The sequence below is a fragment of the Pedobacter sp. UYEF25 genome (assembly GCF_054061655.1).
The window spans coordinates 137,726-151,797 of record NZ_JBSSEL010000002.1; the positions used below are offsets into that span (position 1 = coordinate 137,726).

Sequence of the window (14,072 nt, forward strand, 5' to 3'; positions counted from 1 at the left end):
TCAATGGATCAACGTAAAACTAAAGGATATAAAAAAATAAAAGCTTGGCTAAAAACTGAAGGCAGAAAACCATTTGCCTTTCAGGAAGAAGCTTGGGAAAGCTACCTTGACGGTTACAGCGGACTTGTAAATGCACCAACCGGTTTTGGCAAAACGTTTTCTTTATTCTTAGCTGTTTTAATCGAAGGATTAAATGAGCATGCGGGCATTAAAAATAAAAAAGTCAAGCACAATTTACGTCTAATATGGATAACCCCATTGCGTTCTTTGGCGAAAGATATTGCCAGGGCGATGAGAGAGACACTCTTAGCTCTTGATATAGATTGGCATGTCGGTGTTCGAAATGGAGACACCCCGCAATCGGAGAAATTACAGCAGAAAAAATCCATGCCCGAAATTCTACTCATCACGCCAGAAAGTTTGCACCTTTTGCTCGCGCAAAAAGATTCTTCTGCCCTATTTAAAAAATTAAGATGTATTGTTGCCGATGAATGGCACGAACTTTTAGGAAGCAAACGCGGTGTTTTAGTGGAGCTTGCGGCCTCTAGAATTAAGGGTTTACATCTCCAAGATAATATCGAGCAACTTAAACTTTGGGGAATTTCTGCCACCATCGGCAATATAGAAGAAGCACTGGAAGTGTTGGTTCCGGGAGCAAATGCTAAAAAAGTAATCATAAAAGCAAATTTAGAGAAGAAGATAATCATCAAATCCATCCTTCCAGATAAAATTGAAACTTTGCCTTGGGCGGGGCATTTGGGTCTAAAATTGGCCTATAAACTTTTGCCAATTATAGAGAAGAGCAAAACCACACTTATATTTATCAATACGCGGGGGCAAGCCGAAATGTGGTATCAGCACCTCCTCAACTTAGATCCAAACCTTGCAGGCAGACTTGCAATCCACCACGGATCTATTGATTTTACCTTGCGTAATTGGATTGAAGATGCGCTTCATTCTGGACAATTGAAGGCTGTTATTGCAACTTCTTCTTTAGATTTAGGCGTAGATTTTAAACCTGTAGATACGGTTGTGCAAGTAGGATCTCCGAAAGGTGTTGCTCGTTTTCTGCAACGTGCAGGGCGGTCTGGGCACTCGCCAAATGAGACTTCAAAAATCTATTTCTTGCCGACGCACGCACTCGAACTGGCAGAGGCAGCAGCCATAAAAGAAGCTGCAAAAACCAATAATATAGAAAGTAGAGAGCCATTTATGATGGTATTTGATACATTGATACAGTATTTGGTAACGCTAGCGATCGGCGATGGTTTCGATGATAAAATAATCTATAAGGAAGTTCTCAACACAAATGCGTTTAAATACCTTTTACCAGAAGAATGGGCCTGGGTAATGCAGTTTATTACCACTGGCGGCGAAAGTTTAGGCGCCTACAACGATTTTAAAAAAGTAGCGAAGGATGATGATGATGGATTATGGAAAGTGAAAAGTAGACAACTGGCAATGCGTCATCGGCTACATATTGGAACCATTGTGAGCGACGCCATGCTAAAAGTAAAATTTCTTTCGGGAGGTTATATTGGCATGGTAGAAGAGTATTTTTTAACCAGATTAAAAGTCGGAGATAATTTTAGACTGGCAGGTCGAGTATTAGAATTTATTCAGATTAAAGACATGACCGTGATTGTAAGGTTATCGAAAAAAACAAATGCAGTCTCGCCAAGTTGGAATGGAGGAAGGTTGCCGTTGTCCTCTAACCTTGGTGCAGTATTACGAAAAAAATACAACGAGGCACTAGACAAAACGCATCAAGATGAAGAATTAGATTGCATTTATCCACTATTTTTACTACAAGAAAGACGGTCTCACGTTCCAAGAAATGACGAATTGCTTATTGAATTGATTAACAATAAAGAAGGCTTCCACCTTTTTGCTTATCCGTTTGAAGGGAGGTTAGTGCACGAGGTTTTGGCTGCTTTGGTGGCTTATCGATTGAGTAAATTATTACCCATTACCTTCTCAATTGCGATGAACGATTACGGTTTTGAATTGCTCAGCGATACGGAAATTCCGATGGATGAATCTATAGCATACGAAGTTTTCTCGCCAAAAAACTTAACCGAAGACATTACACTGAGTATAAATTCGACGGAAATGGCTCGACGAAAGTTTAGAGACATTGCCTGTATAGCTGGCTTGGTTTTTCAAGGTTATCCGGGAAAATACGTGGCCAATAAACATCTTCAGTCATCAGCAGGTTTGTTTTTTAATGTGTTTAGCGATTATGATAAACATAATTTACTTTTGCGCCAGGCTTATGATGAGGTATTCTATCAGCAGTTAGAAGAACCGCGATTGGCAGCGGCATTGGAGCGCATACAAAACGCTGCAATTGTAATTACGAATCCAACTAGCTTTACGCCATTGTCTTTTCCGATTAAGGTTGATAGCTTGCGAGAGAACATGAGTTCTGAAGAGTTAGAAAATCGCATTGCAAATATGACCGCAGAATCAGAAAGAAATTTAGCATGACAGTTACGGTTAAAGGAGAAGAAATAGTTTTAGACAAAGAGCGAGCAATATATTTACCACAACATGGTCTACTTGCAATAAGCGATTTACATCTGGGGAAATCCGCACATTTTAGGCAAGCTGGTCTAAACGTCCCGGCAACCATCTCGCAAAATGATTTACAAAGGCTAGATGTGCTATTGTCAAAATATAATCCTAAAACATTGTTAATTAATGGAGACATGTTTCACCATGGATTAAATGCCGACATCTACGAATTTAAGGCATGGCGAAAGGCGCGAAGTACGATTAAATTTCTGTTGGTAAAAGGCAATCACGATTTATTAAATGCATCCGAGTATGACGACATGAATATTGAGGTTGAGGATTCTAGTTTTTGCTTAGGTCCATTTTGTTTTATTCACGATGCGCCAAAATGTACAGCGGAGGAACTTTACCCGATCAGCGGACACATACATCCAGGAGTGACTGTTTTTGGTAAAGCAAAGCAGCGCTTAAAATTTCCATGCTTTTATTTTGGGAATGAATACGCAATTCTTCCTGCATTTAGTTGTTTTACAGGGCTATACAAAATCAAGCCGAAAAAAAATGAGCGTATTTTTGCCATCACTCCTAATGCGGTGGTTGAAGTTTAGCGCAGGATCTTTTTTGCTTTTCAAAAAAATTTAGGTTAAAAAGCTGCCTTAACATAAAAATTCTGTTATTTTTATAGAAACAATTTTTATATAGATGGATGTTAAAAGAGTCTTAATCGCAGTTGACAACAGTACATGTTCTGAAAAAGCAGCGAGGGTAGGTTATGAAACGGCCCTTCAATTTGGAGCTGAAGTTGCTTTGGTAAATATTGTAGAACCTATCCCTGCAAATGTGAACCCAGATTTAACGCTCGCGCCGGTTTTTCTGGAAACCTACGACAACAGTAAAGAAAATAGTGATTTTTTGCTAAAAGAAATCGAATTAAAGTTTGCGCAAGGTACTAAAACTACTTATCTATCTGCTGTAGATACCGCCGCACATGGGATCATAAAGCAAGCTGAAGAGTGGTCGGCTGATTTAATTGTAATTGGAACTTATGGCAGAAGTGGTCTCTATCACTTTTTAATGGGGAGCGTTGCGGAGCATGTGGCAAGAAAGTCAGCTTGCCCTGTACTCATCATTCCAAACAAATGGGAAGAAGAGAACAATGAACTTTGAAAAGTGAGCTCACCGATGCCAGAAGCGTCTACAATAGAAGACTAACGTAAAAAAGTATCAAAACGAGTAAGGCGTCGAAGGACGCCTTACTCGTTTAATTAGTCAAATAAAACCAGATTCTAAGCCTTGAAACAGCTTATCCTTCTTGGTGCAACCAATTCTTTTTAACCAACAGTTCTTCTTCAGTCTCTCTTACATCTTCATCGTCTACACAGCAATCTACAGGACAAACCGCAGCACACTGTGGCTCATCATGAAAACCTTTACATTCTGTGCACTTATCAGAAACGATGTAATACACTTCATCAGAAACCGCCTCTTGAGAATCTCCTGCATCTATCTGCTGATTTCCAAAATCAATAATTCCGGTCAAATTTGTCCCATCAGAAAAACGCCAAGCTGCACCGGCATCATATATTGCGTTATTTGGGCATTCTGGCTCGCAAGCACCACAATTTATACACTCGTCTGTTATTTTAATTGCCATGTTATCGTCTTATTCTTTCCGCTTCTTTACCTTTGTTTGCAAATATAACACATATACATTAAATATTAATTCTAAATATGTCAGCATTATCACAAGAAAAAGCAATAGTTGCCTTTAAAAAATTGGGGAGCTGGTTTAGAAATCCATCAGAGGTGCTTGATCAAGCTATAGAAAATGCCAAACAATATAATGCATGGTTTACGCCAGAATATGTTAAAAAATCTGTAGAAGCATTAGGCTTAATGCTAAATGATGCAGATATGGATACTTGGATGAGTAAAATCAGCTTTGCTAAAACACCAAAAAAAATTGGGATTATTATGGCAGGAAACATTCCTTTGGTAGGCGTCCATGATGTTCTTTGCGTTTTGGCGACAGGCAACATTGCCTTGATAAAGCTTTCCTCTGCAGATGAAAAATTGATGGAAATGGTGCTTTATCAGCTCGTTTATTTTGAAACGGCCTTTTCTACGCACATTCAATATATAGAAAGATTGAAAAATTTTGATGCAGTAATTGCAACAGGAAGTAATAATTCTTCTAGGTATTTTGATTATTATTTTGGTAAAGTGCCGCACGTCATACGCAAAAACAGAAATAGCGTTGCCATTCTAACGGGTACTGAAGACAGTAACTCTTTGCAAAATTTAGGAGCTGACATCTTTGATTACTTTGGACTGGGCTGCAGAAACGTTTCAAAGATTTACGTACCTGAAGGGTACAACTTTAAGCATTTTTTCGAGGGAATTGAGCGCTTTGTAGGGGTGAAAGATCACTTTAAATACAACAACAACTATGACTACCATAAATCTATTTTTTTAGTTAACGGAGACAAACATTTAGACAATGGCTTTTTACTTTTAAAGAAGGATCAAAGCACAAGTTCTCCGCTAGCGGTTTTATATTATGAAGAATATAATGACTTAACTACTCTGGAGCAAAAATTGTCTGAAGACGCGGATTTAATGCAATGTATTGTTTCTGAAACACACCTAAACATCGAAACCTCTCCATTTGGCCAAAGCCAACAGCCAAAGCTTTGGGATTATGCAGACCATGTAAATACCATAGATTTTTTAGCGGGGTTAAATTGATTTTATAAAGAAAAATTAATTATTAAAATTTATTGAGATATTGCAGAAAATCACAAATAAGAAATGCAATACGTCCTTCGGATAGGTTTATTTCTGGTTGTTCTAATCTTCACTAAACAAGTTGTTGCACAACAAATTTGTTCTGGATCCCTCGGAGATCCAATTGCCGGTGCGGGTACGGATTTTGGAAGGGGACAAAGTAACTTTGGGCCTCCTTCGTCAACTAATACGACCTATCGATATGTGGAAGGAACCCCTGATGATGGAGAATATACTTTAACAAAAAGCACCAATGGTTTAAATTCAGGTTGGTTACAAAATATAAAAAATCATACACCAAACGATCTAGATGGGTATATGATGGTGGTAAACGCGAGTTTTACCAAAGATATTTTTTATTCGTCCGTTGTTAGAGATCTTTGCCCCGGAACCACTTATGAGTTTGGCGCCTATATTATAAATATTTTGAGAGGTACGGGGATAAAGCCTAATGTACACTTTGCTGCGTATGATTCGAGTCACAACTTGCTTGCTAGTTACACTACAGGCGACATTCCGGAGGGAGGGCCAAATGATTGGAAGAAATACGCACTAATTTTTAAAACCATCGGCGGTGGCGGAGCTGTAACCATAGAATTAAGTAATGAAAATCCTGGCGGGGGCGGCAACGATTTAGCTTTAGACGATATTACGTTTAGAGCTTGCGGACCACAGGTAATAACCATGGTAGATGACGAGATAAAGCCTAGCGCCGATGCATGTTATGGTATAAATAAATCTGTCAAATTGAAAGCAAGCGTATCTCCCGGTTACACGGATCCGGCCTACCAATGGCAGGTTGATAACGGTTTAGGTTATACCGATATACCGAGAGAAACCAACCTAATTCTGAATTTAGACACACGCTCATTTAGTATCGGAACTTATAATTACCGAGTACGTGTTGCTGAACGCATCAACATCGGTTCGACAAAATGCAGTGTATTTGGCTACCCCGTTTCTGTAATCGTGCATCCAATCCCTACAGCTATTGCAGCTGTTACCAACAGGGTTTGTGTAGGAGAATCCCTTCACCTTGCAGCAACCGGCGGAACCGCTTACTCATGGACGGGACCTGAAGGTTTTACTTCTACCGAGCAAAATCCAATTATCCTCGATGCTCAAGAAAATATGTCGGGCAATTACTCGGTTATTGTTTCGGCAAACGGTTGTAGCTCTATAGCTGCCAGCACAGAAGCAAAAGTTGTAAAGGCTACTGTTGCCAAAACGAACGCACCAAGTGTTACCATTTGCAAAACAGCATCAGCGCAATTGCAAGCAATTTATGATAAAAATTATAGTTACAGCTGGTATCCAACAGATGGCCTCTCAAATGCGAATGTTGCCAACCCAACGGCTTCACCTACAAAAAATACTACCTACACAGTTACGGTAACAAATGGAGTTTGTTCTGCATCAGATACGACGCGAGTACTTCTTGTCGAAAATCCAATCATTACCGCCGGCGCTGACATTAAGCTTTTCTCTGGTCAATCCAAACATTTAGGAGGCAAAATTACCGGAGCAGACTATGATTTTTATTGGACACCAACCGATTTTCTCGACGATCCGAAAAGCCTCAACCCGTTGGCTTCTCCACCAAAAGACATTAAATACACGCTGCACGTAATTTCAAACTTTGGCTGTTTTGATTTGATAAGTAATATTTTTGTAACAGTTTACCCAGAAATCATCATTCCAACTGCCTTTTCTCCAAATGGAGATGGAATTAACGATACTTGGATGATTGCAGCTGCCGGTGCTTTCGAACATGCAAAAATTAAAATTTTTAATAGATATGGAAATTTGGTCTACCAGAACGACGGCGTATTCACCTCATGGGATGGAAAATACAAAGGGATGATATTGCCGACAGGTGTTTATTATTACACGGCCTACTTTAATGAAGATTTTAAGACTTTTAGCGGTTCGATAACGTTGCTAAGATAAAACAGGCTATGTTCCTTTCGCTTGTCGGTTTGAAATGCTATTTTTGACAAAAATGTATGTTATCAAAGTAAAAGGCATCGCCAAAATACCAGATTATGTGCAACTGCGCGACGAAAAATTTACGCTGTTGGCTTATTTTAGGGTAGATAGACCAGAAAAGGCGCTAGAAAAACTTGGCTTAACAGATAGCATTGAACAAATAATGGAAATAATTAGAGATTTGCCTTTTGGCAAAATCGCTAAATTAGAATTATAAAATGATGAGTAACGAAGTAATCCAATTACATAATGTGGATGTTTTTCAGCAAAAACACTTAGTACTTTCCAACGTAAACCTTCACATTTCTAAAGACGAATTTGTATTTCTAATTGGCCAGACAGGTTCTGGAAAAAGCAGTTTACTCAAAGTGTTGTATGGAGATTTACACATTGGAAATGGTGAAGGAAACATTGCAGGTTTTGACCTAAGAAAATTAAAAGAAAGCCAAGTACCTTTTTTACGACGTAAATTAGGGGTAGTTTTCCAAGACTTCCAACTTCTTACAGATAGAACAATAGAAAAAAATCTAGAATTTGTACTGAAAGCAACTGGCTGGAAAGATCAAAAGTTGATTAGCGAACGCATAAAAGATGTGTTGGATAAAGTAGGATTGAGATCTAAGATAAAAAAAATGCCTCATGAAATTTCTGGAGGTGAACAACAGCGAATAGTAATTGCCAGAGCTTTGTTAAACGATCCAGAAATCATTCTTGCCGACGAGCCCACAGGCAATTTGGATCCTGAAACTTCAGAGGAGATTGTAAATCTATTGAAACAGATAAGTCATAATGGTACTGCCGTTTTAATGGCTACACATGATTACCACATCATTAGAAAAAACCCATCGCGCATTATTAAGTGTGAGAATGGAGTGATCCATGAAGATGCTCAGATAAGCTAAAATTACTGACATACGTCAGTTTATCAGCCAACACCGTCATAACTTTTTTTGCAAAACTGCCAGCATGGCTGATTTTTCCGTATGGCAAACAAGTTGTTATCAAATTAAAAAATTAAGCCATTTTATGTTTAATATGAAAAAGAATACAAGTAAAGAGGAAATGGAAGATAAGCTTGAAGATACCAACGAGCAGATCCAACAGGATGATGAAATAAATGCGCCCGAAGAGGAAAATGTTGAAGTAGATGAAGTTTCAATCTTAAAAAGTGAGATAGACCAACTTAATGATAAATATTTGAGGCTTTACGCTGAATTTGACAATTTTAAAAGGCGGACACAAAAAGAGCGGATAGAATTATTGCAAACCGCAGGGAAAGATGTGATTGTATCTTTATTGCCGGCATTAGATGATTTCGATCGGACTTTAAAAGCAATGGACAGCGGTTCGGATATGAAACCAATTAAGGAGGGCATATTATTGGTCGATACAAAATTAAAGAATATCCTCGCCCAGAGAGGTCTTAAAGCGGTGGAAAGTTTACATAAGGACTTTGATACGGATTTTCACGAAGCCATTACCACCATTCCCGCCCCATCGAAGGAATTAAAAGACAAGGTGATAGATGAGGTGGAAAAAGGATATACATTAAACGACAAAGTTATTCGTTTTGCAAAGGTAATTGTGGGTGGATAGTTTAAGTTAGTTAGTAAGATTTTAAAACCCTGTATAAATCTAGAGGTTAGCAAATCTATTTAACTTGCTGTAATTGAATAAGTAAGAAAATGAGCAAAAGAGATTATTACGATATTTTAGGGATAACCAGAACTGCGTCTGCCGATGAAATTAAAAAGGCATATCGCAAAATGGCCATAAAACATCACCCCGATAAAAATCCTGGTGATGCGAAAGCTGAAGAAAATTTCAAGGAAGCGGCAGAAGCTTATGAAATTCTAAGCAATGCAACAAAAAAAGCTAGATACGATCAATATGGTCATGCTGGTGTTGGTGGGGCAAGTGGTGGTGGATATGGAGGGGCCGGCATGAATATGGATGACATTTTTAGCCAGTTTGGCGATGTTTTTGGAGGTCACAATCCCTTTGAGAGTTTTTTTGGAGGCGGCGGTCAGCAACGTTCTGGAAGGCGTGTTGCAAAGGGTTCTAATTTACGAATTAAAGTAAAATTAAATCTAGAGGAAATTGCACACGGCGCTGAAAAGAAAATTAAGGTTAACAAATTAAATCCATGCAAAACGTGCGATGGAACCGGTGCAAAAGATAAATCTTCGGTCACCACGTGCAATACATGCGGCGGAAGTGGCCAAGTTAGACGTGTTACCAATACTATTTTAGGTCAGATGCAAACTGCCTCTACCTGTCCTACTTGTAACGGAAGTGGACAACAGATCACTGCCAAATGTAATGTTTGCCATGGCGATGGAGTAACCCGTGGAGAAGAAACAATTACCATTAACATACCTGCCGGTGTAAGCGAAGGCATGCAATTAAGCATGAGCGGAAAGGGAAACGCTGCTCCAAATGGAGGAATTCCGGGAGATTTGATTATTTTAGTAGAAGAAAATCCACACGAGAGTTTAAAAAGAGAAGGAAATAATATCGTATATGACCTCCATTTGAGTTTTGTAGACGCTGCACTAGGGATGAGCATTGAGGTGCCAACCATCGATGGAAAAGCAAAAATTAAGATAGAACCCGGTACCCAAAGCGGAAAGTTGCTTCGATTAAAGGCTAAAGGTTTGCCAGAGGTTAATTCGTATCATCGTGGCGATCAGATTATACATATAAACATTTGGACCCCAAAAGCTTTAAGCAGCGAGGAGAGAGATGCCTTGGAAAATCTAAGAGATTCTCCAAACTTTAAACCCCAACCCGGCAAAAATGATAAGAGTTTTTTCGAAAAAATGAAAGAGTATTTCGAATAAAGAACCAACTAAAAAACAAAAAAAACCGATATGTTTATCGGTTTTTTTTGTTTCTGGATATTGCTTTAAAATTAGAAAGCTTAAAACTAGCCATCGAATTTATTGTTTAGAAAGAAACGTTGAAGAATTATGATAAAGAAAATTTTAGGAAAAACAGGCTTAGAGATAGCACCAATAGTAGTTGGCGGAAATGTCTTTGGTTGGACAATAAATGAGCAGGAATCTTTCAAAATGCTAGATGCTTTTAGTGACCATGGTTTCAATTTTATAGATACAGCTGACGTATATTCTAGATGGAAAGAAGGCAACGAAGGTGGGGAATCTGAAACGATAATTGGGAAATGGCATAGTCAACATCAAAACAGACAAAACATCGTCATTGCAACCAAAGTTGGAATGGATGCAGGTGAAGGACCAAACCTTAATCGAGATTACATCATCAAACAAGCAGAAAAATCCTTAAAACGTCTTAAAACAGATTATATTGATCTATATTTTTCTCACCAAGACGACGAGAATTTGCCTGTTGACGAACCTCTTCGTGCTTATGAAGAATTAATTAAAGCCGGAAAAGTAAGATTTATCGGTGCGTCCAATTTTTCTGCACCCAGATTGGAAGAAGCATTAATATCTGCAACTCAGAACCACCTGCCACAATATACGGTTTACCAGCCCGGATATAGCCTCATGGAGAAAGAAGAATTTGAAGAAGACCATGAACGGATTTGTTTAGAACATGGACTAGCTGTGGTAAGTTACTTTTCTCTAGCCGCAGGATTTTTAACTGGAAAGTATCGATCTAAAGAAGATTTAGGGAAAAGTGTTAGAGGCCAAAAGGTGGAAAAATACTTAAACGAAAGAGGTTTCAATATTTTAAAAGCGCTAGACACAGTCGCAGCTAAACATAACTGCTCACAAGCGGCGGTTGCCTTAGGATGGCTAATTTTCCACCCCTCTATTACAGCTCCTATCGCTAGCGCAACCACTCTTTCACAGTTAAATTCATTCGTAGAAGCTGCCAGTTTGAATATGGATCCGTCTGACATTTCTCTCTTGGACAAAGCAAGTATATATTAGAAAAAGGGTATATTTATTTACTCATTTTTCCCCTTGAAAAAGTGATTAATACAAATACCACAAACACCCTATGTACGAAAAACCTTTAACATTTTTACCAAAGCTGGCGCTTGTACTTTTCTGCCTCTTGGCTACAGGCTTTATTTTGGTTTTAGGCCGTCCATTATTAGCACCGCTCTGTTTTTCATTGTTGATGTCTATGCTTTTGCTCCCTGTTTCAAAGTTTCTGGAGCAGAAAATAAAATTTAGATCTGGCTTTGCTAATGTTATTGCTGTATTATTTATGGTAATTGTTCTTGGGGGTATTGTGTTCTTCTTTGGCAATCAGCTTAGCAAGCTTTGGGAAGATTGGCCCCTATTAAAACAAAAGGCTAATATTTCTTATCACGATCTTCAACATTGGATTTCGCATACATTTGGCGTAAATACTCAAAAACAATTAAATTATTTAAATGACAGTACAGAAAAAGCACTTGCTACGAGTGCGGCAATTGTTGCTACCACGCTTGCCACTGTTTCTTCAACCGCTCTTTTTATTGGATTTACGCTATTGTTTACTTTTTTTATTTTAAATTACAGAAAGAGTCTCTATTTATTTCTAATTTCTGTTTTTAAGGAAGAACATAAAAAAAATGTCGTAATCATTGTAAACCAAATCCAGTCCATCATTAAAAAGTATATTATTGGGCTATTTCTGCAAATGTTTATCGTGGTAACCATTATAACGCTCGGGCTAACGATTCTGGGTGTTAAATATGCAATATTATTAGGCATTATTGCCGGAATTTTTAATGTGGTCCCTTATATAGGTATTTTTACCGCGCTAATTATCAGCTGCTTAATTACCTTTGCTACAGCCGGTGCCGGAAAAGTTCTGTTTGTATTTGCTTTGTTTATTGGCACCCATGCCCTTGATGCAAATATTTTGATGCCAACCATTGTTGGCTCCAAGGTGAAGATTAACCCGCTTATAGCTTTTGCTGGCATTGTGGTTGGAGAGATGATTTGGGGAATTTCAGGGATGTTTCTTTGTATACCATATTTAGCTATGATAAAAATTATTTTTGATAGAGTAGACTCTTTAAAGCCTTGGGGAATCTTAATGGGTTCTGAAAAAAGTATTGTACAAAAAATAAGATTGCCAAATCTAAAAAGAAAACGAAAAATTATAAAACCAATTGAATAGCTGGAATCAGCTTTTTGCTCATTAGCTTTAACATGCCAAACAATCCAATACCTCAACCTGAAAATACTCCTGCAACAGCATTTGTTCGATTGCTAAGCGTTTTAGAAACATTGCGAGTTCAATGCCCGTGGGATAAAAAGCAGACGATTGAAACATTGCGTCACTTAACCATAGAGGAAACGTATGAGCTTTCCGACGCCATTTTAGAAGGTGATAAAGAGGAGATAAAAAAAGAACTCGGAGATTTAATGATGCATTTGGTTTTCTATTCGAAGATAGCGGCAGAAAATAAGGATTTCGACATTACAGATGTGCTAAATAGCGTTTGTGAAAAACTCATCAACAGACATCCACATATTTATAGTGATGTGGAAGTCGCCGATGAGGAGGATGTTAAGCGCAACTGGGAAAAGATAAAATTAAAAGAGGGCAATAAATCTGTCCTTGCTGGCGTGCCAATCTCTATGCCGGCTTTGGTAAAAGCAGCTCGGATTCAGGAAAAAGCTAGAGGTGTCGGCTTCGACTGGGAAGACAAAAGCCAGGTGTGGGAAAAAGTATTGGAAGAGATTGATGAATTTAGAGCAGAAATAGAGGTAGTTTCTGGAGAAATAGATTCAGAAAAAGCAGAAGCTGAATTTGGCGACGTCTTGTTTTCTCTAATTAACTATGCGCGTTTTGTAAACATCAACCCAGAAAATGCACTGGAAAAGACCAACAGAAAATTTATAAAGCGTTTTCAATTTTTGGAGCAAAAAGCCAGAGAGTCAGGTAAAGAGTTAGCCGATATGACTTTGAATGAAATGGACATATTTTGGGAACAGGCTAAGAAACAATAACTTTACTAAGTCAATTGACTTTAAGCATTAAAATTGAGGTATTTTTTCCACATTGCCTATCATGGGCGAACTTACAGAGGTTGGCAAAGACAGCCGGACGTTAACAGTGTTCAAGAAGTTTTAGAACGCACACTTTCGAACATTTTAAAAAAATCGATCTCTATCATCGGTTGCGGCCGCACAGATGCAGAAGTACATGCCGCACAGTTTTTCTTTCACCTAGATTTAGATGAATGGCCTACCTTTGATTTACTTTTTAGATTGAATAAATCGCTTCCAGATTCGATCGCTGTTTTCGATATTATACCCGTAGAAAATAAAAGTCATGCGCGTTTTGATGCTGTACAGCGAAAATACGACTATTTCATTCACACTCGAAAGGATCCTTTTTTAAAAGAGAATAGCTCGTTTTATCAAATTGAAAGTTTAAATTTTGATAAAATGAATACGGCAGCTGCGCTGTTGCCAACTTATAGAGATTATAGAGCCTTTTGTACCCAACCAGATAAAAACGAACACACCCTTTGCAAAGTTTCTGAGGCCTTATTTTACATAAACGCTGATGGAAATCGAATACGCTTTCACATTACAAGCAATAGGTTCCTGGCCAAAATGATAAGAATATTGGTGGGTAAACTATTAAAAATTGGACAAGGGGAGTTGAGTATTGATGAATTTGAAAGCCATTTAATTAGCCTTGAACCGCCAAAATTATTTGAAGTAGCGCATCCAACTGGACTTTTTTTATCAAAGGTGACTTACCCATATTTAAACTTAAAACCGAGCGCAAATTACATGCTTGATCTAAAATCCGAGGATTGGGAACCTATTTAGCTT

General features: G+C 38.2%; 14 protein-coding genes. 13 read left to right on the forward strand and 1 reads right to left on the reverse strand.

The genetic code is table 11. From position 1 onward, the window contains the following. Positions 1-3: 3 nt before the first annotated feature. The 3 genes from ACVWYG_RS02635 to ACVWYG_RS02645 all read left to right on the forward strand — a co-directional run bounded on the left by ACVWYG_RS02635 (position 4) and on the right by ACVWYG_RS02645 (position 3,684). The gene (locus tag ACVWYG_RS02635; protein ID WP_457268577.1) at positions 4-2,490 is read left to right on the forward strand and encodes a ligase-associated DNA damage response DEXH box helicase; all 2,487 of its coding nucleotides are present in this window, start codon (positions 4-6) and stop codon (positions 2,488-2,490) included. Further along, positions 2,487-3,125, forward strand: a complete 639-nt coding sequence (gene pdeM / locus ACVWYG_RS02640; RefSeq protein WP_457268578.1) for a ligase-associated DNA damage response endonuclease PdeM — start codon at positions 2,487-2,489, stop codon at positions 3,123-3,125. The genes ACVWYG_RS02635 and pdeM overlap by 4 nt, the downstream gene beginning before the upstream one ends. Positions 3,126-3,219: 94 nt before the next feature. Further along, entirely contained in the window at positions 3,220-3,684 is a 465-nt protein-coding gene (locus ACVWYG_RS02645) for a universal stress protein (RefSeq protein ID WP_457268579.1), read from the forward strand. Positions 3,685-3,820: 136 nt separating this feature from the next. Here the strand turns inward: ACVWYG_RS02645 and ACVWYG_RS02650 are convergent, their stop codons facing one another. Next, positions 3,821-4,171 (reverse strand): 4Fe-4S dicluster domain-containing protein, encoded by a 351-nt coding sequence (locus ACVWYG_RS02650; RefSeq protein ID WP_457268580.1) that lies wholly within the window; start codon positions 4,169-4,171, stop codon positions 3,821-3,823. A gap of 77 nt (positions 4,172-4,248) precedes the next feature. Between ACVWYG_RS02650 and ACVWYG_RS02655 the strand changes: the two genes are divergently transcribed. The 10 genes from ACVWYG_RS02655 (at position 4,249) to truA (ending at position 14,069) form a co-directional block, all read left to right on the forward strand. Then, positions 4,249-5,265, forward strand: a complete 1,017-nt coding sequence (locus ACVWYG_RS02655; RefSeq protein ID WP_457268581.1) for an acyl-CoA reductase — start codon at positions 4,249-4,251, stop codon at positions 5,263-5,265. Positions 5,266-5,328: 63 nt separating this feature from the next. Further along, positions 5,329-7,254, forward strand: coding sequence for a T9SS type B sorting domain-containing protein (locus ACVWYG_RS02660; protein WP_457268582.1), 1,926 nt, complete (start codon positions 5,329-5,331; stop codon positions 7,252-7,254). 52 nt (positions 7,255-7,306) lie between these two features. After that, positions 7,307-7,510, forward strand: coding sequence for a fructose-6-phosphate aldolase (locus ACVWYG_RS02665; RefSeq protein ID WP_457268583.1), 204 nt, complete (start codon positions 7,307-7,309; stop codon positions 7,508-7,510). Position 7,511: 1 nt separating this feature from the next. After that, positions 7,512-8,195: a cell division ATP-binding protein FtsE gene (locus ACVWYG_RS02670; RefSeq protein ID WP_457268584.1), complete on the forward strand. Its 684-nt coding sequence runs from the start codon at positions 7,512-7,514 to the stop codon at positions 8,193-8,195. 133 nt (positions 8,196-8,328) lie between these two features. Then, a complete protein-coding gene (locus ACVWYG_RS02675) occupies positions 8,329-8,889 on the forward strand; it encodes a nucleotide exchange factor GrpE (RefSeq protein WP_457268585.1) in 561 nt (186 codons plus the stop codon). Positions 8,890-8,978: 89 nt separating this feature from the next. Then, positions 8,979-10,136 (forward strand): molecular chaperone DnaJ, encoded by a 1,158-nt coding sequence (dnaJ, locus tag ACVWYG_RS02680; protein ID WP_457268586.1) that lies wholly within the window; start codon positions 8,979-8,981, stop codon positions 10,134-10,136. 129 nt (positions 10,137-10,265) lie between these two features. Next, positions 10,266-11,213 (forward strand): aldo/keto reductase, encoded by a 948-nt coding sequence (locus ACVWYG_RS02685; protein WP_457268587.1) that lies wholly within the window; start codon positions 10,266-10,268, stop codon positions 11,211-11,213. A 70-nt stretch (positions 11,214-11,283) separates the two neighbouring features. Next, positions 11,284-12,399 (forward strand): AI-2E family transporter, encoded by a 1,116-nt coding sequence (locus ACVWYG_RS02690; protein ID WP_457268588.1) that lies wholly within the window; start codon positions 11,284-11,286, stop codon positions 12,397-12,399. A gap of 32 nt (positions 12,400-12,431) precedes the next feature. Further along, positions 12,432-13,235: a nucleoside triphosphate pyrophosphohydrolase gene (gene mazG, locus ACVWYG_RS02695; RefSeq protein ID WP_457268589.1), complete on the forward strand. Its 804-nt coding sequence runs from the start codon at positions 12,432-12,434 to the stop codon at positions 13,233-13,235. Positions 13,236-13,268: 33 nt separating this feature from the next. Next, complete coding sequence (truA, locus tag ACVWYG_RS02700) at positions 13,269-14,069, forward strand: tRNA pseudouridine(38-40) synthase TruA (RefSeq protein WP_457268590.1); 801 nt, start codon at positions 13,269-13,271, stop codon at positions 14,067-14,069. Positions 14,070-14,072: the final 3 nt, after the last annotated feature.